The sequence below is a fragment of the Treponema zioleckii genome (assembly GCF_014737315.1).
Lineage (GTDB): Bacteria > Spirochaetota > Spirochaetia > Treponematales > Treponemataceae > Treponema_D > Treponema_D zioleckii.
On sequence record NZ_JPUF01000054.1, the window covers coordinates 1 to 26,902 of the forward strand.

The following is a 26,902-nucleotide window of genomic DNA, read 5'->3' on the forward strand; positions in this document are numbered from 1 at the left end:
CAATTTTCACAAGAGCGTCAGGTGCGCCAAGGTCATGCAAGAAGACGAATCCCACTCCCTGAAGCGAAGTAGAATGGGAAAGAAACTGGTATGCCGCGATGAAAAAAGGAATCTCAATCAGAATCGAGAGGCTTGAGCGCAACGCATAGAGCGGATGATAGCCGTTTTCGCGGTAATAGGCCTGGAGCATCATGAAACGCTCGTCGCCTTTGAAATTCTTTTTGATGTGCTTTACCCATTTTGAAAGGCCCATCTGTATGTTCCGCTCTTTTTCCTGCAGGGAATCCGCAATGTTGTAAAGCGGAAGCGCAAGAAAATTGACGGCGAGGCTCACCGCCACGATTGCGCCCATTATGCCCGCAATGCCGATTTTTGCGTTGTAGAAACTGAATACAAATTCTATGACCAGCTCGATTGGGGCGATGATGATGTTGTAAAGAAAATTTGAAAGTGCCATAACTAGTTTATTATATACCTCGCTAAGTTTTCTAAGTCATCTTTTTGCTTTTTAGAAACAAACTGATATCGGACTTTTGCACTTTTTGCATATTCCTTATAAATATCTTTGTTTAGAAGTTGAACTATTCTGTTTTTAATTTCCGAAAGCGAATATGGATCAAAATACAAAGCTGCATCTCCGCAGACTTCTGGAATAGATGAGGTTCCGCTTGCGGCAACAGGCACTCCGTATTTCATTGAATCCACAGGAGGATAGCCAAATCCTTCATTTAAAGATGGGTAGATGAATGCATACGCTTGTTCAGTCAAAAGTTCTAGAAAATCTCTTTCTACATAGCCGAGGAAAACAAAGCGTTCTGGATGCTGTAAATGCTTTGTAAAAATGCTTTTTCGGGTTACGCCAGTTACAACAAGCTTAAAGTCTGCTACTAATGTTGTGTCGCACAACTGGTCAAATGCCATAACTGCTCTGAGCGCATTTTTTGCCCATCGGGCGGCGGACGTCACCAGAAAGAATTTTTTTTCAGTAATATTTTCCCTATGAAGTGCATCTAGCAGAAGTTTTTTGCTGTCAGTAACCGCCTGGTAATTGTCAAGCTGGTCAAAAGTTGGGGAGGCAAATACGGGAATCTCTTTTTGAGCCGTTTCCGGGTAAAAAGTCTTTATAGAGGCGAGCGAATGGTTTGAAATTGTTATGACATTGATTCTTGGATCCGTAACAAGACGGCCATTGATAGCCTTGAGCTTTTTTAGATAATAATTTTTCGCAGGTCCCATAAAAAGGCGATATTTTATTTTTTCTTTTAATGAAGACGCATATTCAAGCATTATAGGATCGAAAGGCATTTCAAGAGTGCGAAGCCCATGAACCGTAGTGTAGATTTCTAATTCTCCCAACGGAATTTTTTGATTTAAGTTGAGCATTGCCGAATACAAACGGTCTATTTTTTCTTCCGAGATTATTTGACTGACAGATTTTTGATTTATATCATACAGTTTTATTTTGTGAAGTCTTATTCTTTCAAGAATATCTAGATTTATGTAAGATTTTGCATCGTAATAGCAAATGAGTGTGAAGTCGTCTAAGTATTCAAGAAGCTTAAAAAAAAGCACTTCGCCATAAGCTCCGCCGCCGTGAAAGCGACTTTCAGGGGAGGGCTGGGTGGCTGTAAGATCATAAAGAAGTTTCATAATGGGAAAGAATTATAACAAAATCAACAAACTTTGTCGATTTTGTGTAAACTTTTTCTTTTATACAATTTACTTAATTCTTTCAGTTTGCCTTTCTTACAGTATCTTAAAACAGACTTAAAATTACTTTATCGGCAATTTTCCTTGAATCTGATTTTGGCAAAACCTAGATAACAGCATTTCGCTTTCAGAAAACTCCTTTTAAAGAAAAAATTGAGCAATTGGACGCATTGATCTAATGTCTATTTGTAATTTGATACAGCACTTCCTTCACCCTCGTCTTCAGATACGGGATTCGGTCGTAAGAACCTATCATGCTTTTGTCAATGATTGCGTTCACTTTGTCGCTTTCGCCATCGTCGAATATGAATTCCCCAAAGTGCTCCCTCATGTCCAGCTCCTGCTCCATGAACAGTTTCGCTATAGGGGAAGCTTCATCGCAGTGCACGCCTGAATTGTCCCAGCCGGTGTTCTTCACGAGCGTCTTTTTCGGCATTATGGAATAGCGGTCGAGCAGGATTTGCCCGCAGGAATTTGTGTAGTCGTAGGGGCGCACATTCGGGTCAGACATGAAAGCCCACGCTCTTGTGTAGTTCTTTTTGCTCGATTTTCTGAGCTTCTTTGCAAGGGACGGAGACTTGTACACTTTTTTGAAGAAATCGTTGGTGAGCGTGTCGCGTGCTTCAAAATATCTGTCACGCCAGGTGCCAAATCCCCAGTCGCTGAAATACCTCTGTATTTTTATGACCGTCGTTCCGCTTTCCGGCATTTGAACCGGATAAGAGAAGCCCGAAATCGACTCGCAGTTCTTGTCGCCCTCAAAATAATCAAGACCGCTGTTCACATATTCAAGGAACGCGGGCGCGAAGATGTTGTCGTCTTCGGTGAATATGAAGCGGTCGTAGTTCTCGCACACGGTCGCAAGAAGCGACTTTATGTTTTCGATTGCGCCCATATTTTGGCTTCTGCGAATGACATGGACAGCTTTGAAGCCTGAAAGCGTTTTTAAATATTCATCAATTTGACTGCAGCCTTCTTCATATTTCTGCGCGGGAGGATAGTCAAGCGCGACAAAAAGCTCAGTGTCTTTTGCTTCTTTGCATTTTTTCAGAGATTCCACAAGATTTTTGAATTTATCGGCCCTGCATAGAGTCGGTATGCAAATTGGACTATACATCACGTACCCCCCCCGTTCGGATTCATTACAAAACTCACAATCCGTTTGAGCTGCTCGTCGTTGAGCAGGTGATGAATAGGAAGACAAAGCACAGAATCGGCCATTTTGTTAGCGACAGGAAGATTTTCCCTGCTTGCGGACGGAATATGCTGGTAGGGCTTGAAATTCGAGATAAGCGGATAAAAATAGCGTCTGCTCAAAATTCCGTTCGCCCTCAAGTTTATGAACAGGTCGTCCCTTGTTGTCCAGAACTTCTTGTTGTCTATGAAAATCGGAAAGTATGAATAGTTGTAGGTTACGCTGGAATTTTCCTCAAACATTGTTATACCATCGATATTTTTCAATGCTTTTCTGTAAACTTCCGCAACATGCTTTCTTTTTGCGATGGCGTCATCAATGTTCTGCAGATTCAAAAGACCGTATGCTGAGCGGATTTCGTCCATCTTTCCGTTTATGCCGGTCTCGGTTATGTAGATTTCTGATGTATAGCCGAAATTCTTCAGCGAGTCGATATACGCCTTCGTCTTTTCATCCTTGCAGATGAGGGCGCCTCCTTCAACAGTGTTGTAGGTTTTGGTCGCATGAAAGGAGAGCGTGGAAATATCGCCATCTGTCAGTATCGTCTTTCCGTCTTTCTTGACTCCGAATGCGTGCGCCGCGTCATAAATCACTTTAAGACCGTGCTTGTCCGCGATTTCCTGGATAGCCTTTGTGTCGCAGGGATTTCCGTACACGTGCACCGGAAGAATTGCCTTTGTTCTTGGCGTGATAGCCTCTTCGATTTTGTTCGGGTCAAGGTTACCTGTTTTTTCATCGATGTCCACAAAGATTGGCTTCACGTCGTTCCAGATTGCGGCGTTGCTCGTGGCGACAAAACTGTACGGTGTCGTGATTACTTCGCAGTCTTTGATTCCCAAAGTCTGAAAAGCCGTGAGCAGCGGAATCGTCCCGTTCGTGAACAAGCTTATGTAGGGAACTCCCAAATATTCCGAAAGCGCTTTTTCAAGCAATTGGTGATAGTGTCCGTTGTTCGTAATCCACTTGCGTTGCCAGATGTCTTCCAAATAAGGAATGAAATCCTTGAGTGGAGGAAGAAGTGGGGAAGTGACGGTGATTGGGTTTTCTTGTATATCCATTTGATTAACCTTATTCCTTTTCTGTTTTATAAAATCTGTGGTCTTTATCCAAAAATACTACATAAAATGTGTTAACCGACAGGGTGTATTTTTTTGCAATATCTGTGGAAACAAAAAATCCGCAAACTCTGACTTTTTGCATCAACCTGAATCTTGACCAAATCAATTCGTCAGGACAGGGGATGTTCTTGGGAATCGAAAAATCTGAATTTAGCGGAAAGTTGCCATATTCTGCCAAAAGTGGTAACCCGTTGCTAAACTCATTTTTCCAGTGTTGTCGAGAATATTTTGTGTATTCTGAAAACTTTTGCAATAAGTCAAGACGCATATTGTCCTTCCAGTCTGCAAAGACCTGCCCTACTGGCTTTTGATTCACGCAAAAATACTTGAAACTTATTGTAATTAAATCCGTAGCGTCTTCAAAAGTAGATTCTTCAAGCGAGTCAAGAGATTTCAAGACGGAGTTCTTAGTCTTGTTGGTTTTATTGGGTTTGCTCAATTTCTGGATAGCCTCCAATCAAGTGCTTTTTAAACTCTTTTGTTATTGAGCGGTCGTTTCTCAGTTTTTTTAGTTCATCAAGACGGTAACAGATTGACTCATTTTTAATCTTCTTGAATATATAAGTCCGGTATTTTCCGCTGACGTCCATTACGTCAGGCGTATGCAACGTGCAGATGAGCTGAGCATGTTTGGGATTGTTTTTTTCTGTTATGTAAAAATTCAACAAGTGGGGCAGAATCTCAGGATCAAGATACTCATCCATCTCATCAAGGACCAAAAGACTTCCATTGTGCAATGTTATGAAGAAATTTAGAAGAATCCTGAATAAAGTCTGCGTTCCTTTTGATTCTTTCTCGAACAAAAGCGGGATTTTTTGTCCCTCGTCATTTTCGTGGATAAACATTGGGTAATAGAATAAATTTCCGGCTTCGTCGGTTTTGTCTTTTATTTCTATGTTGTCGACTCCAGTATCGTATTGTTTTATTATTTTTTTTACTGAATCAAAAATATCGGGTAATTCATGATATCTCTTTGCCACTATATGGTAGTCGTAATAATCAAAGCTGTTGTGCCCGCTGTAGCCGACATTGAAGACTATAATACTTAGATATCGATGGATAGACACTATTTCTGGAATTTCATATTGATTTAATGTGCTCAAAAAAGAGACATTGCTTCTGAATGAGATTTCTTTATTGCCCGAATAAAGCGTATTTTTCGTTACAATGTCAGAATCCCTTTGGAATATAAGACTGCTGTTTAACGAAAGCTTTTCTGAAATAATTTTTTCGTTTGTCAACGTGGCTTCATAAAGATACTCATTATTGTCAATCAAAAACTGGAGATAAATTTCTGCAGGCTCATCGCTCAAAAAGTATGAGTCATAGTGAATCGGAGTTTTGGGTTTGTACGAAAAGCTGTTGGTCAAAAAATCAACTATAAAAGCAAGAACTTTTATTCCGTTAGTCTTTCCCGAAGCGTTCGCCCCCTTGAAACACATGGCTGTAGCCGCGGGAAGATTCATAGAGACATCTGAAGGAACCAGCTTGTTTAGGGATAAATCAACTTGCATCCAGTCCTTGAAAGACCAGATGTTTTTTGCGCCGTAACCTAATAACATGATTATCATTATACCAATATAACTAACAGTTTGTCAATTTTTGACAAACTGTCGAAAAAAAATTGCATTAGATGGCTATACTACGCCTGTGACACGATGTCTATTTTATCCATCCTCTGTGTCATCTATCATACTGTAGTGATGAGCGTTTTGATTTTCTGTGGTGTCCATGGTATATAAAACCTCCATATGTTTTTAGAATTGTCTGCATGAATTAATTTTGTAGTTTTAGGAAGATACTGTCCGTTTGAGTTTCAAGTTGTTATTGTAATTTCAAGTTCATTTTACAATATTACTTTCGTATAATTTTTTTATGATTGTTCGTATTCTCTTTTCTCTAATTTTTCTGTGGTAAAAAGCTAAAAAAAATGATTCCTGGAACAAAAATGCAAATAAATATTCTGCCAAAAAAATTTATTATTGAACTTTCATGAAAAATAAAGTCGCAAGAATAAAATGTAGCAATTCCACATATAGCTGTTACAAAAATGTAATATCCTTGGGTCAGATAATAAGTGAATAATTTTTTTCGATTCTTGAAATAATACCTAAATAAAATTGATGAGCCGTAGCCAAAGTTTATAAACAAAATAGTTATAACAGTTGCCAAAATTATTCCAAAAATACCAAAAAACTGGACAAGTAAATAGTTTAAAATAATATTTGCTATAGATTCTGAAATTGACTTGTACCGTTCTTCCCACCACAATCCTGCAGCACCGGAAAAAATTCCTCTAATGTCGCCCATGCATAGAAGATAGAAATAAATGGACAGAAGTACTACAGTTTGCACTGGTAGCAAAAAATCTTTGCCAAGCCACAAAGTCATAAATGGCTGATATAAACAGACTAAACAGATAGTGCACCAACCTGCAAGGACCATATATAGGAAATTTATTGTGGAAAAAATGGAATAGTTTTCTTCAGGAGTTTCCAATGAAATGCTGTTTCCAATTCCTGCAGACATGCTAGTCGCTATAATCTGCAGAAAACCATGAACCGCATTCATTATGTAGTAATAGTTACTGTAGATAGATACCGAATTCAATCCGATAAAAGTGGAAATAAAAATGCTATCGAAGGAATCTCTTGTTGTCTGACTTAATTTTCCAATAAAAAGACCTGATACTCTTTTATAGATTCCTTTTTTTGCGTTATGAGATAAAATTCCTCGGCATTTGTATTGTGGAAAATATCTTTTTGTCAAAAAGAAAACACCAATATTCCGAATTACAGAAATAAATGGAATGACAATAGTGTATACAATAAGATTCTTAAAAAATAGGAGCAATAAAATTTGAATCGATGGTTGAAGTATGGCAAGTATTGTTGATAACTTACTTGTTATGTCATTTCGCTGAAAAGCTGCAAACAGAGAGTTTTTATATGCGAAAAGAAAATAACTAAGTGAAGAATTTGCAAGGTATAAAAGATAGATAGCGTAGATATTTACATCTTTTGGAGGAATTCCGTTTATGAGATGTGGCAAAAAAGGAATGAGCGAGATGCCTATCACTGTGACTACAATTCCTATCAAACGATAAATTTTTTTGTAGAGTGACAGAAGAGCACAAATTTCCTCATGATTATCATCTGCTATTGGCTTGTACATGCTGAAAACGATGGCTGTTGAAAAACCTGCTTCTGCAAGATTAAGAACTTGTAGAATAGAAGAAAACAGACTGTTTAATCCAAGATATTCAGCGCCGAGAAGTTTTATCAGCAATGTACGAGTAAAAAATGGTAATAAGATTTGTATGATTTGCTGCACAAATCCCCAAAATGTATTCCTGAGGGTATTTTTTGTTTTGTCAAGTCTCATTGCTGTTTTCTAGATTTATGTTGAACAAATTCCACTGCGTCGGGTCTCTTTCGAAGATTGTCAATCGCAATATCACTTGGTTTTATAGAGTGTTTCCATAGCACATAAGAAAGAGACAACTGGTCCCTTTTAGTGTAATCGCGTATAAATTCCCACCATTCTTCCATAATCCTTATGATTTCTGGATTGTTATGACATCTGTATACAAAATTTGTTTCATTCAAACCGTAGTGCTTTGGAAAATTGTGTTGAATCAAGAAATTAGATATTTTATCAACGTTTTCTTTTGTTTCACCGCCTTCAGGAACAATCACCGCCAGGACATTTTCAATTTCATTATAGATGCAATCATCTTTCCAGTGAAAAGGAATTAACAAATCAGTATTTTTTTGAGATATCTGGTCAAAAACATAGCTGCCATTTATGTTGATATTTCCGTCAATCCAGATGCTTTCTGAATAATCAGGAAAAAGAATGTGTGGGTGCGTTTTGTGCCATCGTGCGTTTTTGGTATTATCTAGTTCTGAAAATTTCAATGCTTTAATTTTCCAAACACCATACTGATTGTAACTTAGAAGTTCTTTGGAATCGGTAAAACAAACATAATCAAAAGAATTGTCTATGTAGTTCTGAAGAATAAGATCGTCATAATTTCCAGTGAAACAAGTATAAATAACCTTGTTTTTTTTCTGTGAATTGTTGACCATATAATCAATATTTCTCAGAAGAACTTTTCTATCTTGTTTCAAAAAGACAGAGCTTCCCAAAAAATTATTTAAATGCCGTCTAATTTTTTCTTTTATAAAACCCATATTTATTTCCCAACAAACGCTTTTATAGAGAGGAAGAAGTCCAGATGGCGTAAGAATGACCCCGAAAGAGTCTCTCACCCCCAAAAAATGCATATCCGCAAACCTACAGGTTTTCGGATATATAATTTGTATAACAGAATATACTGAAATATATTTTTTGTATATATATTTTTTATAATTTGTGTTATTCAAACAACTTGGGCATTTTGTTTAATATAGCTTTTGTTTCATTTTCCTGTTTATAGATTGAGTTCAATCTTGATTTTGAATATTCAAGATATGTTCCTCTTGCAGATTTCATGAGCAAATCTGTAAAGAAAACTTCCCAACTGAAATATTTTTGGCTGTCGATATAATCCGATGGTCGTTCAAGGATTTTGTTTATATCTCCGCTTTTTATGAGTCCTGAATTCAAAATAAGCCATTCAAAAGATTCTGGAAGATAGATTCCTATTTTTTTAGAGTATCGCAATTGTACCAGGCTTTCAATTTCCGATCCGAATGCCGCTCCACCTGCAATGACAAGAATATTATCAGCCTGTGATTCTAAAATTTTTGCGCTGATTTTTGATTTTCCCATTGCTGAAACACAGGAAATGGAAAAATTGTCACAAACATGCTTGAAAAATTTATATCCAGACTTAGCATCTTCTACGATTACAAGTTCCGGCTTTTTTGCTATTGGACTGTTTTTTTCATAGAGATTATAGAGCCGGCTGTAAAGTCGTTTAGTTCCCTGATATTTGTTAGCTGAAACGTTTTCTATTCCGTAGATTTCAGTGATGCTGTATGGCAAATTATATAAATTATTTCTGACTGCAATCACGTAATAATTGCTGCTGTTTTTTACAGCTTCCGCAAAATCCTGCGAATACACAAAAGCATTTCCTTCATCAATAAAAACAATGCTGTCATTTATCTGATTCAACAAAAGCTTCCAGTCGTTTCCTTCCAGTGCGACGCATTTTCTTTTGCAGGAAACATTGATGCCGCTTTGCTCTCCGTTCAATTGGTAGGAGTGAATCATTTCTATCAGAGTTGTTTTTCCTGTTGCGCTGTCGCCGCGAAGGATTGTGATGTTCCTTGAGATGGTGAATTTGTATTGCAGCCTTCGGTTTTGGACAATTACTTCGTAAGAACCTTTCACTTTAAGCCTCTTGATGTAAAAGCGGAATCAGAATCTCTACAACTTCTTTCATGTTGTGGGCTATTTTGTTCACATTCACTACTTTTATGTTGAAGTCTCTGTTTCCGAAATCCATGATGTGGCGAAGATTTACGGTCACATCTTTTTTCAGATTGTCCGCAATCTCAAGGAGAAGCGGTGCGCAGTTGTTTCCGCATGTCGATACATTGAAAATCTTTTCAGGCTCGTTGAGCACCAGCAAAAGGGTCTTTGCACCGCCGGAAATTTTTGTGACAGGAATGACACCCAGCGCATGGCTGTCAACAGCCTGAGCACTCAACACTTTAGCCTTGTCGATTTTTTTGATGATTTTTTTCCAAATGGACTTGTAATCCAACTATCCAAATATGTGTTGTCAAAGTAGACAGACGTATTGTAAATCGCCTCTTTTACATCGCCAAAAATAACGTTCAGCATTTTTTTTGATTCCCCACTAATAAAAATCAAACTTCCAGTTTTTCGATTCTGCATTCGACTGCAAAGCGTCCTCGTTGTTGTAGATTCGGTTGCTCGTCACATGGATATGGCTTTCGTCCAGAGCTTTCGCGACGGCGCTTTCATTGCCGTTTATTGTTTCCTCCAACAATTCCTTCGATGAACTAATGATTGAGTCCGTTACAGAATAATCGGAAGTGACGGAAACAGTTCTATGCCACTCAAGTCGGACTTCTTTGTTGGGAATCCTGCACTCTTGTCTTTCGTCATTGTAGGAAAGGTAGCCCAAGTGAAGCAGATAGGCAAATATGTCACTTTTTGATGTGAAGTCCGTCACGATGTTTTTGTAATACAAAACGTCTATGGAAATGCTTTCGCCCGCAAGCATCTTGATTACATCGTCTTTTGTACCGGCGAAATTCTGATTCAAGCGGTCTGAAATGACCTCGTAGGAAGAAGTCTTGTTCCAGTAATTGCCGAATTTGTGGTTCAGCATCGTTTTTACGACGGATTCTGGATTGTAGATTTCACATTCCTTCTTTTTGCCGTCCTCGAACCAGACAAGATTGTAGCCGTCATACCAGCGGCGGCATTCCTCAAAATCGATATTTTATTTAAGGCACATGTCGTGGACTTCTTCCGTCGTGAAGCCTGTGTATTCAGAAAGTTTTCCCGCATTTAAGATGGTGTATTCATCAAAATTGTTGAGTTTTGACTGAACTTTATCCCGGACAATGGGCAAAATTCCCGTCAGATAAGCCAGTGCGATGGCAGGGCGCAAGGTGTCACTCTTGAAAAGCCCGTTACAAAAAATCAAGATACTGATTGAACAAGTCCTGCTCCACATTCTCTCGCACCAGAACATCGTATTCGTCCATAAGAATTACAAATTTTTCGCCGGTTTTGTCAAAAACTTTGAGGATGCATTCTGCAACAGAGTTATCATCATAAAACTTAATCTCAGGAAATTGTTCTATAAATTCGTCACGGATATTTCTTGTGATTTTGTTAATCAATAGTTTTTTTTCAAAAATGTTTCTGTATTCGCTGTTAATGTCGAGCTTTATCACGTTGAACTTGTTCAGATTCGATTCAAAACTTGCCTCTTTCGATATTTTGCACCGCTCGAAAAGAGACCGGGAATCGCAGCCCTTTGAGTAATACGAAGAAATGATGTTTGCGGCGTAGGTTTTTCCAAAACGGCGAGGCCGGGAAATGCAGATGTATTTTTGAGAAGTTTTCATTATTCCGTTCAGCACAGAAAGAATCATTGTTTTGTCAACAAAGATTTCGCTGTTCAGAAACTCTTTGAAATTGTCGTTTCTTGGATTCAGATATATTCCCATATCTCAATAGTAGCACAGAAATTACATTTTTTCCACAGGAGCAGCAGATGAAAACATTTTACGGCTATATGAGGGTTTCCACAAAAGAGCAAAATGAGGACAGACAGAGGATAAAACTTATGGAGGCCGGAATAAAAGATGAACACTTGTTTTTGGACAAACAGTCCGGAAAGGATTTTAACAGGACTAATTATCAGAAGCTTATGACGGTCCTTGATTCTGATTCTGTTCTGTTTGTAACCGCAATCGACAGGCTGGGCAGAAACTACGAGGAAATAATCCAGCAATGGAAAATCATCACGCAGGAGAAAAAAGCGGACATCGTCGTGCTTGACATGCCGCTTTTAGACACCCGCCGCTCAAAAGACCTCCTCGGCACCTTGATAAGCGACATCGTTCTTTCGCTTTTAAGCTACGTTGCGGAAACTGAACGAACTTTCATCCGCGAACGGCAGCGCGAGGGCATCGCCGCGGCCCACATCCGGGGCGTGAAATTCGGCAGACCAAAAATAAAATTGACAGAAATCTTCTATATAAATGCGCACCGTTGGAAGGCCCACGAGATTTCCCTGAGCGAAGCCGCGAAGAACTGCGGCATGGCAAAGTCGACTTTTTGGGACAAGGCGAGGGAGGTGTCCGAAAACCTGTAGGTTTGCGGAAAGTGTAGTGGTGCAAAGTGACAGTTTCTATTCTTATGCCGACATACAATCACGAGCGTTTTATAGCTCAAGCGATTGAATCTGTGTTGGCGCAGCAGACACAGTATGATTTTGAGCTTCTCATAAATGACGATTGTTCCACAGACAATACTTCAAAAATTGCCTCTGAATATGCAAAAAAACATCCACAAAGAATACGTTTCTTTCAGCAGTCGAAAAATCAGGGGCTTTTGAAAAATTACAAATTCCTTTTTGAACAGGCGCATGGAAAATACATCGCGATTCTTGAAAGCGATGATGTTTGGTCAAATCCGCAGAAAATACAAAAGCAGATTTCTTTTCTTGAAGATAATTCTGAATATGGTCTTTGCGCTGGCGATTATTCAGAAATGGACGAAGGCGGAAACGCAACAAAAGAGTGGAAAAAAGATTTCGACAAGGATTTGAACGGCGACTGGTATGAAAGCCTTTTGCTCCGCGACCATATCGGAGCATTGACAATTGTTTTCAGAAGAGAGCTTTTTGACAAATACTGCAACATCGATGACTTCATACAGCATAATTTCAAGACTCTTGACTACCCGATTCTGCTTTCGATTACTGCTCATTCAAAAGCTTGTTACATTCACGAAAATCTTGCTTCCTATCGAATCTGGGGAAAATCGATAAGCAACAGTTCTGATTATGAAAAAGATGTTGCATTCCAAGATTCAATTTTCGACATTCAAAAATACATCGTTGATAAACATGGAACGGGAAAATTGTCTTTTGATGACATTTCTGACAGTTCTGTGATGATTCATTTGATGAGCGCAATGCGTTTTGGAAAAATAAACGATTTTGTAAGGTTCTCAAAAGGCTTAAAGAGCAAAGAACTCAAATTCAGGCTCTTGAGATGGTTCCCCCGATTGTGGTATTTCCAGCACAAAATCAGGGTAGGAGACAGGTAATGGCTTCTCTGGTTCTGTTTTATATGCGTGGAGGATTTTCCGCAGTTCACTTGAAGAAGGATGTCGGATTGTTTCCAAAGTATCTGCAAAAAGAGTATTTTGACTCTGCTGAAATTGTGAAGGTCGGCACTGACGACAAAAACGATTACAGCAGTGAAAATCTAAAAGTCAGTGATTTGTTTTTTGAACCCAGGGTCGGTGAGGCCTCTTTTCAGCAATCCAAGAAATTTGAGATAAAGTGCGTCATAAAGAGTTTTTTTTATCTTTTGAAACATCCGAATGTAACCCACATCATGATTTTCAATGTGACAAGATACAGTGTGGGACTGGCATTTTTGATAAAACATTTTTTACCAGGACGAAAAATCTATCTAAAACTTGACGCGAATACGCAGATTGCAAGGCAGCTTGCATCTTTGCCGCAGTCCTTCGCTCGAAAATTGTTTTTCAGGATGATTTCCTGTGTTGATGTTGTCTCTGTCGAAACCAACCAGAATTACGATATTCTCCGTGGGAATCCTTTTATCGCGAAAAAACTGTCTCTGGTTCCAAATGGTTTTGAAAAGCCTTTGGAAAATGATGGAATTGAAAAAGAGAACATAATACTGACAGTTGGAACTCTCGGACTACCTGTAAAGAATACGAGTGTTTTGCTTGAGGTTCTGAAAAAACTTAATTTGAAAGACTGGAAATTCTATTTTACAGGTCCTGTTGTCGAGAATTTCAGGCATACGGTTGATTCTTTTTTCTCTGAAAATCCCAAGTTGAGAGAGAATGTAATTTTCACAGGCGCCGTGTACGACCAGCAAAAACTTGCGGAACTGTATATGCGCGCGAAGGTTTTCATTCTGCCGTCTAAATATGAAAGTTTTGGAATCGCCACCATTGAAGCCGCCTCCTATGGAGATTATCTGATTCTTACCGACACAGGCTGCGCAAGGGACATAATATTTGACGAGCGATTTGGATTCATACTTCCGAATAGCGGAACTGAGCAACAGCAACAGGAAAATTTGGTATCTTCCATTTCAGTCCATTTGCAGAAAATAATTGACGGGGAAATTGATGTCATGAAAGACGGTGGCGAGCGTCGGAAAATGATTTTTGAGAAGTTTTCTATGGAGAATATTGTTAAACTGCCTGTTTTTCAGGAATGGGCTATCATGGAGAACTGAAATAAATATGGCTCAGAAATCCCTAAAAGTAAACGCTTTCTTGAACACTTTAAAAACCGTTCTCACACTGTTTTTTCCTCTTATAACGTTTCCATATTCAAGCCGTGTTTTGGGGCCGGAAAGTATTGGAAAGGTAAACTTTGCTCAGTCAGTTGTTTCGTATTTTGCAATTATTGCATCCTTAGGTATCTCAACATATGCAACAAGAGAGGCTGCAAAGGTTCGGGATAATAAAGAAAAACTTTCTCAGATTTCGTCCGAAATATTTATAATAAACCTTATTTCAACCGTAATTGCATACGTTTTGCTTGTGGCGTCATTGATTTTTGTAAGAAAATTTGATGACTACAGGCTTTTGATTATTATTTGTAGCACTCTTATTGTTTTTACAACAGTAGGAATGGGCTGGCTATACCAAGCGGTTGAAGACTATCTTTATATTACAGTTCGTTCGCTTGCTTTTCAGATTATAAGTGTGATTCTTTTGTTTACTCTTGTAAAATCAAAAGAGGATTATCTTTGGTATGCGTCTATAAATATTATTTCAAATGTCGGAGCGAATATATTAAATTTTATTCATGCGCGGAAGTATATACAATTTAAAACCGGTACAAAACTTCTATTAAAAAGACACCTAAAACCGATTTTCGTTTTATTTGCGACAACTATTGCAGGAACCATTTTTGCAAGTATAGATACCACAATGCTTGGTTTTATGAGTAATGATTCTGAAGTTGGTTTTTACTCGGCTGGTATGAAAATTATTCATATGATAAACGGAATTTTTCCTGCAATGATTATTGTTATTTTTCCTCGGGTTTCATATTATTTTGCAAATAACGATAGGAAAAGTATTCTTCTGCTCTCTTCGAAAACCGTTAACTGTCTTTTATGCTTTTCACTTCCAGTTTCAGTCGGTCTCTTCCTTTTGATGCAGCCTCTTGTAATTCTTTTTTGCGGTGTAAAATATATTGAGGCCATCTCAATTTCAAAAATAATGTGTCCCTATTTAGTTTTTTCTGCATTGGGACATTTTCTTGGCGGAACAATTCTTGTAGCTCATGGAAAAGAAAAACAACAATTATATTCAATGATTGCCGCAGGGCTTTTAGATGTTGTCTTAAATGTCTTTTTTATTAGACTTTATGGAGCAAAAGGTGCTGCGTTAGCAACATTGCTCTCGCAAATTGTCTTAACACTGTTTTACATTATTGCGCTATGGAATTTTACAAAAGAACTTTATGTAAAGCTTGCTACGCTTCAATTTTCTGCTGCAGCAATAATTATGGGCATCTCTGTCTATTTCGTCCGCAATCTCTTCACGAACCTTCTTCTCCAACTTTTCGTGCCGTTCGTTGTGGGCGTTCTGACGTACGCGCTCATGCTTGTTGTCTTGCGGAACCAATTTTTTTTGGCGACAACTAACGATATTTTTAAGAAACTACGTCGTGAGTAACATCTCCGTTTTATAGGCTTTTCTAAAAATCTGAGATATAATCAGCATTATGGAACAAATCAGAAAACTGCCTGTAGGTATTCAGAGTTTTGAACGTATTCGTTCAGAAAATTACATTTATGTAGATAAAACTCAGTTTGTGTATGAATTAGCGAATCTGAGTCGCCCATATTTTTTGAGTCGTCCTCGTCGTTTTGGCAAGAGTCTCCTTCTTTCAACATTCCGTGCGTATTTTGAGGGGCAAAAAGATTTGTTTCACAGTCTTGCACTCGAAAAACTTGAGGAAAAAGCTTCAAAAGAAGAAAATCGTGAGGCTTGGATAAAGTATCCTATTTTGTATGTAGATTTTAACACAGGTGACTTTTCCTCTTTTGAAAAACTTGAAGAAACGCTTTCATTCCGCATCTCTGAATGGGAAAAGGAATATGATGTTCATAGTGAGGCAAAGACAATTGCAGACAGGTTTTCGGTTGTAATTAAAGCTGCCTGCAAAAAAACAGGGCGTCAGGTTGTCGTGCTTGTCGATGAATATGATAAGCCGCTTCTGAATGTCATAGATAATGTTCCGCTTCTTGACCAGTTCCGTGCGCTTCTAAAATCTTTCTACGGAATCTTAAAAAGCTATGACCGTTTTCTTCGATTTGTTTTTCTGACCGGAGTAACAAGATTCGACAAGGTTTCTATTTTCAGTGACCTGAACAATATGATTGATATTTCGATGACCGAAAAATATTCTGCTATATGCGGGTACACGCAAAAAGAGCTTGAAACCGTTTTTGAACCTGAAATAGCCCAGCTCGACCAAAAAAAAGAAGATTTCTCATGAAGAATGTATTTTGCAATTAAAAAAAATGTATGACGGCTATCACTTTAGTGAGGACATGCTCGATATCTATAATCCGTTCAGCACAATGAGCTCTTTTGTAAACAATAATCTCGGAAGCTATTGGTTCGTTACAGGAACACCGATTTTTCTCGTAAAGATGATGCAAAAGACATCTTTTCCGCTTGAAACGTTGGAAGACGGAATTGATGTTGATGGTACTTCTCTTGAAGGTTATCGTTTAAACAGTGAAATGCCAGTTCCAATGCTATACCAAACAGGCTATCTTACAATCAAGGGGTATGAAAGCGACATTCAGGCATTTACTCTTGGTTTTCCAAATAATGAAGTGCGTTACAGCTTTTTCAAGTGCCTTGTTCTGTATTATGCGGGTTTCGAGAACGGTACAGATAAAATCGAAATCGTGAACTTTATAAAAGAAATTCGAAGCGGGCAGGTTGAAAAATTCATGAAACGTATTCAAGGTATTTTTGCCGCTTCCCCAAAAGAAACAAGCCAGAAATATTACGAACTGAATGCGCAGGCTTTTTTCTGGCTTATTTTTAAGCTCATCGGGCAGTTTATCCAGTGTGAAGTGCAGAACGGCGAGGGCAGAAGTGATGCTGTCGTATGGACAAAAGAGGCAATTTATATTTTTGAGTTTAAGCTCGATGGAACATCAGAAGAAGCAATATCACAAATAAACTCAAAAAATTATGCAATCTCCTACGAAAACGACGGACGAAAAATCACAAAGATTGGAGCAAACTTTTCAAGTGAGACAAGAAATCTTACCGACTGGCTGATAGAGTAGTTATGCCCTCCACAATTTGCCTAAATATTTTCCAGTCTTTCCGATAAGTGCAGGATTCAGCCAATGTGCAGTTATTATCAGTTTTAGCAAAAATAGTTTCACAGGATGCTTGTAAAACGTATGCTGAAAAATGCAACTTGAAAGCAAGCTGTTGATTTTTGAAACACCTCTGTAAAATTTTAACGGTGACCTTGTTGTGTCGGAGCCACCTTTTAAATGTTGAATTAACGGTCCCTCTATAAGTCTTCGCTCTTTTCCGGCAATAGCCATTTTCTTTTGCATATCAGACTCTTCGTAATATAGAAAATATTTTTCATCAAAATATGCCGCTTCGTCATTTTTTACGAACAAATCCGCACCGGTAACATAATCGACCAGCCCAATTTTTTTTTCTACCGCAGGCGGAGTTTTGCCAAGTTTTTTGTGTCTCAAAAACGGAATGATGAGTTTGTAAGAACGAGTCATATCTGCTAATGCATCTTTTATCTCTTTGTCTATTGAGCGAAAATGTCCTGCAGAATGGATTACCTGATTTTTTTCGTCCAATAGGTTGGCCCCGATTGCCCCCAATGAGCCGTTTGCATCATTCTGTTCCCAATAATCAAAGAAAATCTTTACGGCATTGTTCAGCAACACAGTATCGGAATTAAGATAGAAAACATATTTTCCCGTAGCTTTTTCAAGTGCCCGATTATTTGCAGCTCCGAATCCCAGGTTCGCATTGTTGTCGATAATTTTAACTTGAGGAAAGTTTTCTCGGAGCATTTCCAACGAGCCGTCTTTTGAACCGTTGTCAGAAACAAACACTTCAAAGCTAACATCTTTTGTATGTTCATAAAGAGACTTTAAACAGTTTTTGAGAAGTTCCCGCGTATTATAGTTTACAATTATAACAGAAACATCATAGTTGAAATTTTCCCTTTTTGTGTGAGAATTTGTTAGTGTTTTATATTGATTTTGAATGTATTCATTCATTGTTTTTATGTAGTCAAAAGTCTTCTTGGCATATTCCTCTCTCATATCAACTGAACTTAATGCTTCTAACACTAATGATGCAAAATCATTTTCTCTGCTTGCTGATAAAACAGGAAGCTGTCTTATATTGAATGCACCTTCAATTGAATGGGGATGTATGATGCATGTCTTTCCGTGTGCTATCGCTTCGAAAGTCTTTATTTTTAATCCACTACCGTGAAAGACAGGGTTTATGACAATATCACCGAGAGAATAAAAATCACTTGGATTTTGAAAGTACCCAGCAAGAATAATATTGTCACTCAAAAGTTCTTTGCTAATTTTAGAGCAGATGGAGCCGCCTATTATTAATTTTGCATCGTTTTTTACAGCTAAAATTATAGGAAATACGGATTTTATAAACCACTCAATTCCTGCAATGTTGTATAAGTTATAGCCAGAAAAAAATAAAATTGAATTATTCTTGGTAAGCTGCTGTTTTATGTAAGTAAACGGAGAGAAAACGCACAGACATTCTTTGTCAGGAGCTAGATAGTGAAATAAATTCTTTTCGTTATTCTGAATCGCTAAAATAACATCAGCACGTCTAAGGCCTTTCGATTCGTCGTTCGGAGATAATTCATAAATTGAAGTTCCTTGCCGTACCTGATTCAATAGGTATACATCGTGGGTAAAGAGAACTTTTTTTTCGGCATTGCAGAAATCCAACAATTTTGAATAATAGACATAATTTACAATTACAATGTCAAAATCTTGTTTTTTTGTTGTCTTTTTTACAAATCTAATTAAGTCGGTATGGCAAAAATCATCAACTCTGTAATGGTTTTTACAAAAATATCGTCGCCAACGAATGATAAAAGCATGTTTTACTTCTGTAATGAGAGAACTTTTGTACTGTATAAATTTTGAATCTCCAAAATATTCTCGTGAAAGTTTTATGTCATTTTTGTTTGTATTGTGATCCGTTATTAATAAAAAAAACACATTGTTTCCTTGGTTTTTCAACAAATCACAATAATCTTTTATACATTTTCTGTTTCCGCCCTGTGCTTTTAAAATTGGTACGGATGAGATAACAAGTATATTTTTCATTTTCCTCCTAACGCCATCTACGGTTTTTCATTTTTTTGTATAGTTTTATCACAAATCCATCGAATCTGTAATTTGTTCGATAGAGAACTTTTTGCAAAACTGTTTGATTTATATATAGAGATAGAAGATTTTTGTTTATTTTTTTGAGTTCTGCCGTGAATACACGTTTTCTCTGTTGCAAAATTTTATTTTTATACCATCGGGAATCCAAAGTCATTTTGTAATAAAAATTTAAAACTTCAAATATTCGTTGACGTATATAATTCTGTTTATTTGAGTGTTCCTCTCGCGTATAAAAAACGAAAAGATTCCTTATGACCTGCTCCTGGTTGTCTATATGTTTCAAAAGGTTGTTGAATGCTACCGATTGACTAGCACTACCTATTGAATATACATACAAAGTCTTTGGAATGTAAAAAAAATCTTTGCAATATTCAAGCGGATAAAGTGTATATTCTGAATCTTCGTAAAAACACTTCTCTGTGAGTGTGACGTTGTTATTCTGAAGTATACTTGTTTTGAAGAAAATTGAATGGAACGGGAATGTTGTTTTCCATTTGTCAAATTCAGAAAAAGCATGTGAGTCGAAAGGCTTCAAAAACGTGTAATTTCTTTTTTCAGTTTTTCCGTCCGAAAGGTAAAAAATATCAAAATCACATACAACCGCGTCATTTTCGATTTTTTGAAGCAGGCTGATAATTTCTGCTAAATTTTCAGTTTTTATCCAATCGTCACCATCAATTGGTCTAAAATACTTTCCTTTTGCAATTTTTACGGCTTCATTTATAGTTGAGCCATGTCCGTCCGTTTTCTTTTGCCAAAAGTTTAAAAGTGTCTGGATATTGCGTGCAATATTCTTGTGCTATGTCTTTTGATGAATCTTTTGAGCCATCATCAACAATAATGACTTCGATTTGATTCAAACTGCGCCCATCGATAAAAGAGTCCAAACAGTTTCGTAATGTGTTTTGAACGTTATAAGCCGCTATGCTAAAAGTAATAATCTTTTCCATAAAAAAAACAAACGAGTATATCTGTCGTCATGTAAGATTCCTTTCATGTCTCATTTTTAGATTACAAGTCAAGTTCCGAATGACGATACCTTATTATTTGATGTCTATTCACTTTAATTCTTTTTTTCAATATTTTGGAATATACTATAAAATGTTGTTTGCAACTTTTTTTTATATTTGGTAGAGTTATTTTTATGCTTTCAAAATTTACAGAACTTTATAACTATAGAATGATGATCGGCGGGCTTGTGCATCGCGAGCTTCGGGGACGGTACAAAGGGTCGTTCCTCGGCTTTTTGTGGACGTTCATCAATCCGCTTTTGCAGCTTGGCGTTTATACGTTGCTTTTTTCGGTTATTATGAAAAATGATATACCGAAATATTATATTTTCCTTTTTGTGTGCTTGGTTCCGTGGATGTTTTTTAGTTCTTGTCTTTCGGCAGGGTGCGGAACTATTCTCGCGTCTTCGGCGATGGTCACGAAAATTTATTTTCCGCGCGAAGTGCTTCCTATTTCTTTCGTCACAAGTGCGTTCATAAATATGCTTTACAGCTTTATCGTCGTGTTCGCGGTGCTTATTTTCTCTGGATTCGGCATAAACCCGCTGGCTTTGCTTTATCTTCCGGTCGTATTCCTTTTGGAGTATATTCTGAGCCTCGGCGTAACTCTCATGTTTTCTGCAATGACTGTTTACGTGCGCGATTTGCAGCATATTCTCGGAATCCTTTCCATGCTCATGCAGTTTCTTTCACCTGTAATGTACTCAACTTCAAGAGTGCCGGTGGAGATGCAGAAACTGTTCAATTTGAATCCAATGGCATCTATTCTTGAATGTTACCGTTCAATTCTTTATTACAAGCAGATTCCTGACATTACGACACTCGGCGGGGCGGCTCTCCTTGCGGTTGTAGTTCTTGTTCTCGGCGAATTGATTTTTAATAAGCTTCAAAAAGGTTTTGCGGAGGAATTGTAATTTATGGAACAGGAAAACGCTATTGAAGTAAAGAATCTTGTAAAGAAGTTCAAGGTTTACCATGACAAAGGCAAGAATCTTAAGGACAAGCTTCTTTTTTGGAACAGAAACAAATACGAAAACCGACTTGTTCTTGACGATATAAGTTTTAATATAAAAAAAGGTGAGGCTGTCGGTCTTATCGGTCATAATGGGTGCGGAAAAAGTACCACTTTAAAGCTTCTTACTAAGATTATGTATCCGTCTTCGGGGACCGTAGAAGTGCAGGGCAAAGTTTCGGCCCTCATCGAACTTGCGGCGGGATTTCACCCGGATATGAGCGGGCTTGAGAATATTTACATCAACTCGTCGATTTTTGGTCTTACAAAAAAGCAGATTGATGCCAAGCTCGATGACATAATCAAATTTTCTGAGCTCGGAGATTATATCGACAATCCTGTTCGAACGTACTCGTCGGGAATGTATATGCGTCTGGCTTTCTCGGTTGCGATTAACGTTGAGGCTGATATTCTTTTTATTGACGAAATTCTTGCGGTTGGCGACGTTGCTTTTCAGGAAAAGTGTTTCAGGCGGCTTGAAGAAGTTAAGGCTTCAGGAACTACAATCGTTATTGTTTCGCATTCCCTCGGTCAAATAGAAAAAATCTGTGATCGCTCGATATGGATTGATGCAGGAAAAATCCGCATGGAAGGCAAACCTGTTGATGTTCATAAAGAATATCTTGATTACATGAAAAATCGATAAGAAAAATTAGAAGGATTTAAGGCTCTTTAATTGAATAAGCGCCTTTTTTCCTCTATCATATCAAATATGCTTTTATACCTTGCTTACAAAAACGTAATTTCCAAAAAGAGTTCTTTCGTAATAATTCTTTTTATTGCTTTTGCAATTATGCTTCTTGTACTCACGAACGCAGTTTTTGACAGTACGGAGAACGGTGTTCAGGAAACATTTATCAGCAGTTTTACAGGAGATGTTGTTATCCGTCCAAAAAGTGACAAGCCTTTAAGCCTTTTTGGCGACGAGACTCCTGTAACCGGCAAGCTTTCTGAAATCCCAGTTTTGGTTCCGTACGGCGATTTAACGTCGTATATTTCTCAGAATCCGTCTGTGGAAAATTTCTTGCCACAGCTTTCTGGGCGAGTAGCAATGCGTTCTGAAAAAGATGATACTCTCGCTTATGTTTTTGGAGTTACTCCTGATAAATATTTGGCAATGATGCCTGCAATACAAATTGAAGAAGGGGCGCCGTGGAAAAACGGTGAAAAAGGGGCTATGATTTCCCGTGATTATGCGGACAGCCTTGACCTTTCGTTGGGCGATACCCTTGAGTTTATTGTTGAGAACGGTTTTTCTTCAAGAATCCGAGCAGTGCCCGTAAAAGCTATTTATCATTATTCCGTAAAGAATCCTATTCTAGAAAAAATCGTTTTGGTAAATCCGGAGACAGTTCGCTCCGTTTTTGATATTTCTGAGCTTGCTTCGTCAGAGAGCGTGGAACTTTCGGATGAGCAGTCGGCGTTTTTGGAATCCTCCGGGGATTTGGATGATTTTTTTTCGGAGGCCAGCGACTTTTCTGAATCTGTAGTTACCGAAAAAATCGAATACAGCAAAGAAGATATGGATGCACTCTCAAATGTTTACACGGAAAGCACTTCCTGGAACTTTCTTGTAATCAAACTGAAAGATAAAAAAAATACTCAGCTAGTCGTTCACCAAATGAATAAATATTTTAAGGACAACGAGTGGAACTTGGAGGCTGTAAATTGGCGCAAATCTGCTGGAAATACGGCTTTTTATCTGTTCATTTTGCGCTTCATTTTTAATGTCGGAATTATAATCGTCCTTTTGGCAGGTTTTATCGTTATAAACAACACTTTGGTTATAAACATTCTTGACCGAATCCGTGAAATCGGAACCATGCGTGCGATTGGCGCAAACAAACGCTTTATATCTGCGGAATGTATGCTTGAGACTTTCATAATGGCTATTACGGCAGGTATTGTTGGCGGTATTCTTGGTATTTTTGCTTCAAAGGCCCTTACCGCATGTCAGATTTCTTTTACGAATAGTTTTCTCGTCCAGCTTTTTGGCGGCGAAGTTTTGGTAACGCAAGTTAATTTTAAAAATCTTTTGAGTTCATTTTTGTTGTCGATTTTTATAGGTTTTGTCGCATGGATTTATCCTGTTATGACGGCTTTGAGAATTAATCCTGTTCAAGCAATGCAGGGGGCAAAATAATGTTTCAGATAAAACTTGGTGTTCGTTCGTTTTTATACAGGAAATCCCAGTACCGCTCGCTTTTTTTGGTATGTATGTTTGGTGTTGCAATTTCGCTTACGGCAATTTTTGTGAGCAACGGAATGATAAACACAATGAACGAAAAGGCGAAGATTTATTACGGCGGAAATTTTGCTTTTATGCAGAATGTCTACGATGAAGGTCTAGAAATCCATGATTATAAAGATTATTTCGAAAAGGTAAAATCTGTTTTTCCAAAAGATGCTGATGTGTCCTACCGTCTTGATTTTGATGGTCGAAATTCCTCTTTTTATTTTGAGGGCACAAAGGCTTTGCAGCAGACTATAAAAGGTTGCAATTTTGAACTTGAAAAGAATCTTTTTAGCAATATGAGTTTTGTTTCCGGAGGTTTTGAAAACATGAACGGAACCAACGGAATCTTAATTTCTGAGCCGATTGCAAATATGCTTAACATAAAAGTTGGCGACACGATGACTTTTATGCTAAAAACTGTAAATGATGAAAAAAATACAGTTGATGTTGAAATCAAAGGAATTTTCCAGGATTCAAGCGTATTTGGCATGTACACTTCATACATGGATTTTGATTTTTTAAAGCAGTGTTATGGGCGTGATGAAAATTTTGCGAACCGCATTGTAATCAACTTTCCAGGAAAGTATTTGACTCGCGAGCAAAGTGAGTTTTATCAGAAAAAGCTTGAAAAACTGTTCGTCATGTATCCGCTTGTAGACAACAAAGATGACTTTTTGGATAATGCGGACGATTTGGGGCACGATTCTTGTGCCTTAATTCCCCTCAGTGCGAACTTAAACGAGGTTAAGATTATGGAACAGGCAATGAACGTGGTAATTTCGTTTATTGTCGTAATGCTCACTGTAATCATAATTGCTGGTATTGGAAGCACCTATAGGGTTTTGATTATAAAGAGGCTTAACGAGATTGGAATCTATATGGCTCTCGGCATGAAGAAATTTGACATAGCTTTTACGCTTCTGTTTGAATCTTTTGTGCTTCTGCTTGCGGGCTGCATAGCGGCATTGGCTGTTTCGGCGTTGTTCTGTTTTGTAATCTCGCTTTTCAACTTTTCATTTATCCCGGCTTTTGATCTTTTTTTAGTAAAGGGTAACCTTTTGCCGGTAGTTGATGTTATAAAAAGTGTTGCGGTTATTGCAGGGGTCATTCTAACAACATTGATTGCCGTGTTGTATTCAACATGGAAGTCTATAAGACTTTTACCTGCAAATGCACTTGCCGTAGCAGAATAAATCTTACTCTTAAGGAGATTGTTATGATGACTTTAAAAAATAAAAAACTTGCATTTTTGCTCACTTCATTCTTGTTTGCTTCAAGTTTTGCTTGTGCAAAGATTTCTGATGCCGAAGCAAAGGCTCTTTTACAGAAGGCCGAAGATAGTACGGCTTTTTACGAAACTGATTTTACCGGAAGCTACGAAATCGTCCAGGACAAACCGGGCGAGGGCAGAAGCAAAACTAATGCAACAATTTATCGTCGGGACTCGACTTCAAAATGGACGATTCTTATCAACGCTCCGTTAAAGGATAAGGGAAAGGGGTATTTGCAGACCGACAACAGCATTTGGTTTTACGACCCTGCTGACCGACGTTTTACCTTCTCTAGTTCACGAGACAGATTTCAGGGAACAAATGCAAATACTTCAGATTTCGCACCGATGAAATTTGTTCGGGACTATAAAATTGAGTCTGCAACCGAAGTAAAACTTGGAAAATTTGATTGCGTGCTTTATACATTAAAAGCGACTTCAAAAAAAGTTGACTATCCGATGCTCAAACTTTGGGTTTCTAAGGATGGACTTATGAGAAAAAAGGAAGACTATTCGCTTTCTGGACAAAAACTCAGAACGACAGCCGTTCCTTCATATCAGACGATTTCGTCTTCAAATACTACGCACCAGGTTCCAGTTAGCATGGTCATTCAAGACAACTTGCAAGGAAAGAAAATAAATGGAAAAATGGAATATGAGAAGACTTTGATTTCTATCTCAAATGTATCCCTTGAAAAACAAGATGATGCGGTTTATACAAAACCATATCTTGAATTGATGAGTGTAAAATAAATTGTCTAAAAAGTTTCTTATTCTGTCGCTACTATTTTTTGCAGGCACTTCGGTTTTGCCTGTTTTTTCGGAGGAGTCGGATTCAAATGCTGATTTCTATGAAACTTCTGATTCTTCGCTTTCTGCAGATTTGAGTTTCCTCTCAGAAAGTGGAAGTGATAAATCAGAATCCGTTTCGGAGGCGGACTCGCTGAATTCCGAGGGGGATAGTTCTGAAAGTTCAGAATCCGATAGCTTTGATGACATTTTTAGCGATGCCGAAGATGCAGAAAAACCTGTGGTGACAGAAGAAACTGAAAATACGGGAACTTATAATGTTTCAATCGGAACTGTAAAAATTCCGCTTGAAGTTACGGGTTCCCTTGCCGCTGAATTTGGTTTTGCTTACATAAATGAAGATCACTCAAATGACGGTTCCATTTATTTTGATTTTGACAATTCTATCTATTTTACGACCCGTCCAGATAAATATCTTGCGTTGAAAGGCACATTAAAAACCGAGATGCCTGATTCTGGGGAAGCATCTGCCGATGGTCAAAATAATTTTTTGTACTTGTACGAAATGTATTTTGATTATCTTATGTTTGACAGAATTTATATAACCGCAGGTAAGAAAAAAATCAATTGGGGAAATATTCGACTTTTTACCGACTCTGATTATTACAGTGATACAAATGCACTTGCAACAAATATTCTTTACGATAGCCGACAGCATATTTCTGGCATGATTCGCATTCCGTTTGGATTAAATACTTTTTCTTTTGTGGGCATGTACAAAGGGGGCGGAACGGATGCTGCATCGAAGGACATGTCTTTTGCGGCGAATGCTGAGCTTGTGTTTTTGGGAACTTCTCTGAATCTGTTCGGACGACGTTTTCCAATTGACAGCGACTCTTTGCCCATTCTCGGTGCAGAGCTAAAGAGAACTCTTTTCGGTGTTGATTTTTATGGGCAGGAACTCGGTGTAATTTCATCTGGAACAAAATTAAAGGATTTCTGTAAAACCAAATTTAACGATAAATCTGCTTTTGATAAGTTGATTACAACTGGCGGTTTTTACAAAGTGCTTCTTGATGGAATTCCCCGATTTGGTATTAATGCTGAATATCAACTTATATACGATCCAGAGCCTAGCGATAATGAAAATTTCTTTATTAATCGTTTTGCCGTCAATATGGGCTTAGGAAAATTGGGTAAAGAAAAAAATATCAATTTGGTTTTTCAGTGGAATCATAACATAACCGAAAAATCAGGAATCGTTCAGGGCGGACTTGTACTTTCTGGAATTATGCCACATTGTGATTGGCGAAATGGCGGTAAATATGAGTACGGTGATGATTACGAATACGGTAAATTTACAATCGGTTCGTATTTGCATATTTCATTGAATTACTAAAATTGCATAAAAAAACGGTGGTAAGACAAAAT

25 protein-coding genes and 2 pseudogenes are annotated in these 26,902 nt (G+C 37.9%); 12 read left to right on the forward strand and 15 right to left on the reverse strand.

From position 1 onward, the window contains the following. From JI65_RS12820 to JI65_RS12880, 13 genes and pseudogenes are all read right to left on the reverse strand, one after another. On the reverse strand, positions 1–457 hold a 457-nt coding region (locus JI65_RS12820), incomplete at its 3' end, for a YidC/Oxa1 family membrane protein insertase (RefSeq protein WP_191017279.1). Positions 458–459: 2 nt separating this feature from the next. Next, complete coding sequence (locus JI65_RS12825; RefSeq protein ID WP_191017282.1) at positions 460–1,650, reverse strand: glycosyltransferase; 1,191 nt, start codon at positions 1,648–1,650, stop codon at positions 460–462. Positions 1,651–1,885: 235 nt separating this feature from the next. Beyond that, positions 1,886–2,827 (reverse strand): hypothetical protein, encoded by a 942-nt coding sequence (locus JI65_RS12830; RefSeq protein ID WP_191017284.1) that lies wholly within the window; start codon positions 2,825–2,827, stop codon positions 1,886–1,888. Further along, positions 2,827–3,963 carry a DegT/DnrJ/EryC1/StrS family aminotransferase gene (locus JI65_RS12835; protein WP_191017286.1) on the reverse strand — a complete coding sequence of 379 codons (1,137 nt, stop codon included), beginning with the start codon at positions 3,961–3,963 and terminating at the stop codon, positions 2,827–2,829. Before JI65_RS12835 ends, JI65_RS12830 begins: the two co-directional genes overlap by 1 nt. 10 nt (positions 3,964–3,973) lie before the next feature. Next, complete coding sequence (locus JI65_RS12840; RefSeq protein WP_191017289.1) at positions 3,974–4,462, reverse strand: hypothetical protein; 489 nt, start codon at positions 4,460–4,462, stop codon at positions 3,974–3,976. Then, positions 4,446–5,594, reverse strand: a complete 1,149-nt coding sequence (locus tag JI65_RS12845; protein ID WP_191017291.1) for an AAA family ATPase — start codon at positions 5,592–5,594, stop codon at positions 4,446–4,448. Before JI65_RS12845 ends, JI65_RS12840 begins: the two co-directional genes overlap by 17 nt. Positions 5,595–5,922: 328 nt before the next feature. Continuing rightward, a complete protein-coding gene (locus JI65_RS12850; RefSeq protein ID WP_191017293.1) occupies positions 5,923–7,407 on the reverse strand; it encodes a lipopolysaccharide biosynthesis protein in 1,485 nt (494 codons plus the stop codon). Continuing rightward, entirely contained in the window at positions 7,404–8,219 is an 816-nt protein-coding gene (locus JI65_RS12855) for a glycosyltransferase domain-containing protein (RefSeq protein WP_191017295.1), read from the reverse strand. Before JI65_RS12855 ends, JI65_RS12850 begins: the two co-directional genes overlap by 4 nt. A gap of 184 nt (positions 8,220–8,403) precedes the next feature. Continuing rightward, positions 8,404–9,366, reverse strand: a complete 963-nt coding sequence (locus tag JI65_RS12860) for a translation initiation factor 2 (RefSeq protein ID WP_191017298.1) — start codon at positions 9,364–9,366, stop codon at positions 8,404–8,406. 1 nt (position 9,367) lies between these two features. Beyond that, positions 9,368–9,876 (reverse strand): annotated as a pseudogene (locus tag JI65_RS12865) (DUF4869 domain-containing protein). Further along, positions 9,839–10,336, reverse strand: coding sequence for a hypothetical protein (locus JI65_RS12870; RefSeq protein WP_191017300.1), 498 nt, complete (start codon positions 10,334–10,336; stop codon positions 9,839–9,841). Before JI65_RS12870 ends, JI65_RS12865 begins: the two are co-directional and overlap by 38 nt. Before the next feature lie 114 nt (positions 10,337–10,450). Continuing rightward, on the reverse strand, positions 10,451–10,621 hold the full coding sequence (locus tag JI65_RS17580) for an AAA family ATPase (RefSeq protein WP_191017302.1): 171 nt from the start codon (positions 10,619–10,621) through the stop codon (positions 10,451–10,453). Positions 10,622–10,643: 22 nt separating this feature from the next. Next, positions 10,644–11,186, reverse strand: coding sequence for an AAA family ATPase (locus tag JI65_RS12880; RefSeq protein WP_191017305.1), 543 nt, complete (start codon positions 11,184–11,186; stop codon positions 10,644–10,646). A 47-nt stretch (positions 11,187–11,233) separates the two neighbouring features. Between JI65_RS12880 and JI65_RS12885 the strand changes: the two genes are divergently transcribed. From JI65_RS12885 to JI65_RS17585, 6 genes are read left to right on the forward strand one after another with little or no spacing between them, the layout of a single operon-like run. After that, complete coding sequence (locus JI65_RS12885; protein ID WP_191017307.1) at positions 11,234–11,836, forward strand: recombinase family protein; 603 nt, start codon at positions 11,234–11,236, stop codon at positions 11,834–11,836. Between the two features lie 26 nt (positions 11,837–11,862). Then, positions 11,863–12,795 (forward strand): glycosyltransferase family 2 protein, encoded by a 933-nt coding sequence (locus JI65_RS12890; RefSeq protein ID WP_191017328.1) that lies wholly within the window; start codon positions 11,863–11,865, stop codon positions 12,793–12,795. Continuing rightward, positions 12,795–13,970, forward strand: a complete 1,176-nt coding sequence (locus tag JI65_RS12895; protein WP_191017330.1) for a glycosyltransferase family 4 protein — start codon at positions 12,795–12,797, stop codon at positions 13,968–13,970. Before JI65_RS12890 ends, JI65_RS12895 begins: the two co-directional genes overlap by 1 nt. A gap of 7 nt (positions 13,971–13,977) precedes the next feature. Then, on the forward strand, positions 13,978–15,426 hold the full coding sequence (locus JI65_RS12900) for a flippase (RefSeq protein WP_191017332.1): 1,449 nt from the start codon (positions 13,978–13,980) through the stop codon (positions 15,424–15,426). A 49-nt stretch (positions 15,427–15,475) separates the two neighbouring features. Then, positions 15,476–16,252, forward strand: coding sequence for an ATP-binding protein (locus JI65_RS17130; RefSeq protein WP_197971950.1), 777 nt, complete (start codon positions 15,476–15,478; stop codon positions 16,250–16,252). A gap of 10 nt (positions 16,253–16,262) precedes the next feature. Further along, positions 16,263–17,063 carry a PD-(D/E)XK nuclease domain-containing protein gene (locus JI65_RS17585; RefSeq protein ID WP_197971951.1) on the forward strand — a complete coding sequence of 267 codons (801 nt, stop codon included), beginning with the start codon at positions 16,263–16,265 and terminating at the stop codon, positions 17,061–17,063. On the opposite strand, the gene JI65_RS12910 is transcribed toward JI65_RS17585, so the two are convergent. Continuing rightward, the gene (locus tag JI65_RS12910) at positions 17,064–19,130 is read right to left on the reverse strand and encodes a glycosyltransferase (protein WP_191017334.1); all 2,067 of its coding nucleotides are present in this window, start codon (positions 19,128–19,130) and stop codon (positions 17,064–17,066) included. 7 nt (positions 19,131–19,137) lie between these two features. After that, positions 19,138–20,143: pseudogene (locus JI65_RS17790) on the reverse strand (glycosyltransferase family 2 protein). Positions 20,144–20,337: 194 nt separating this feature from the next. On the opposite strand from JI65_RS17790, the gene JI65_RS12925 reads away from it, so the two are divergent. The 6 genes from JI65_RS12925 to JI65_RS12950 all read left to right on the forward strand — a co-directional run bounded on the left by JI65_RS12925 (position 20,338) and on the right by JI65_RS12950 (position 26,870). Next, a complete protein-coding gene (locus tag JI65_RS12925) occupies positions 20,338–21,117 on the forward strand; it encodes an ABC transporter permease (RefSeq protein ID WP_191017339.1) in 780 nt (259 codons plus the stop codon). A gap of 3 nt (positions 21,118–21,120) precedes the next feature. Continuing rightward, complete coding sequence (locus JI65_RS12930) at positions 21,121–21,861, forward strand: ABC transporter ATP-binding protein (RefSeq protein WP_191017342.1); 741 nt, start codon at positions 21,121–21,123, stop codon at positions 21,859–21,861. Positions 21,862–21,927: 66 nt separating this feature from the next. Then, complete coding sequence (locus JI65_RS12935) at positions 21,928–23,358, forward strand: ABC transporter permease (protein WP_191017344.1); 1,431 nt, start codon at positions 21,928–21,930, stop codon at positions 23,356–23,358. Then, positions 23,358–24,644, forward strand: coding sequence for an ABC transporter permease (locus JI65_RS12940; RefSeq protein WP_191017346.1), 1,287 nt, complete (start codon positions 23,358–23,360; stop codon positions 24,642–24,644). Before JI65_RS12935 ends, JI65_RS12940 begins: the two co-directional genes overlap by 1 nt. 23 nt (positions 24,645–24,667) lie before the next feature. Next, positions 24,668–25,474 carry an outer membrane lipoprotein-sorting protein gene (locus JI65_RS12945; protein WP_242457246.1) on the forward strand — a complete coding sequence of 269 codons (807 nt, stop codon included), beginning with the start codon at positions 24,668–24,670 and terminating at the stop codon, positions 25,472–25,474. 1 nt (position 25,475) lies between these two features. Then, positions 25,476–26,870 (forward strand): hypothetical protein, encoded by a 1,395-nt coding sequence (locus JI65_RS12950; protein WP_191017349.1) that lies wholly within the window; start codon positions 25,476–25,478, stop codon positions 26,868–26,870. Positions 26,871–26,902 lie beyond the last annotated feature (32 nt).

Coding starts and splice junctions, on each gene's coding strand:
- JI65_RS12825 (WP_191017282.1), bottom strand. CDS start 1,650: ATGAAACTTCTTTATGATCTTACAGCCACCCAGCCCTCCCCTGAAAGT.
- JI65_RS12830 (WP_191017284.1), bottom strand. CDS start 2,827: ATGTATAGTCCAATTTGCATACCGACTCTATGCAGGGCCGATAAATTC.
- JI65_RS12835 (WP_191017286.1), bottom strand. CDS start 3,963: ATGGATATACAAGAAAACCCAATCACCGTCACTTCCCCACTTCTTCCT.
- JI65_RS12845 (WP_191017291.1), bottom strand. CDS start 5,594: ATGATAATCATGTTATTAGGTTACGGCGCAAAAAACATCTGGTCTTTC.
- JI65_RS12850 (WP_191017293.1), bottom strand. CDS start 7,407: ATGAGACTTGACAAAACAAAAAATACCCTCAGGAATACATTTTGGGGA.
- JI65_RS12855 (WP_191017295.1), bottom strand. CDS start 8,219: ATGGGTTTTATAAAAGAAAAAATTAGACGGCATTTAAATAATTTTTTG.
- JI65_RS12870 (WP_191017300.1), bottom strand. CDS start 10,336: ATGCTGAACCACAAATTCGGCAATTACTGGAACAAGACTTCTTCCTAC.
- JI65_RS12880 (WP_191017305.1), bottom strand. CDS start 11,186: ATGGGAATATATCTGAATCCAAGAAACGACAATTTCAAAGAGTTTCTG.
- JI65_RS12885 (WP_191017307.1), top strand. CDS start 11,234: ATGAAAACATTTTACGGCTATATGAGGGTTTCCACAAAAGAGCAAAAT.
- JI65_RS12895 (WP_191017330.1), top strand. CDS start 12,795: ATGGCTTCTCTGGTTCTGTTTTATATGCGTGGAGGATTTTCCGCAGTT.
- JI65_RS12900 (WP_191017332.1), top strand. CDS start 13,978: ATGGCTCAGAAATCCCTAAAAGTAAACGCTTTCTTGAACACTTTAAAA.
- JI65_RS17130 (WP_197971950.1), top strand. CDS start 15,476: ATGGAACAAATCAGAAAACTGCCTGTAGGTATTCAGAGTTTTGAACGT.
- JI65_RS12910 (WP_191017334.1), bottom strand. CDS start 19,130: ATGAAAAATATACTTGTTATCTCATCCGTACCAATTTTAAAAGCACAG.
- JI65_RS12925 (WP_191017339.1), top strand. CDS start 20,338: ATGCTTTCAAAATTTACAGAACTTTATAACTATAGAATGATGATCGGC.
- JI65_RS12930 (WP_191017342.1), top strand. CDS start 21,121: ATGGAACAGGAAAACGCTATTGAAGTAAAGAATCTTGTAAAGAAGTTC.
- JI65_RS12935 (WP_191017344.1), top strand. CDS start 21,928: ATGCTTTTATACCTTGCTTACAAAAACGTAATTTCCAAAAAGAGTTCT.
- JI65_RS12940 (WP_191017346.1), top strand. CDS start 23,358: ATGTTTCAGATAAAACTTGGTGTTCGTTCGTTTTTATACAGGAAATCC.
- JI65_RS12945 (WP_242457246.1), top strand. CDS start 24,668: ATGATGACTTTAAAAAATAAAAAACTTGCATTTTTGCTCACTTCATTC.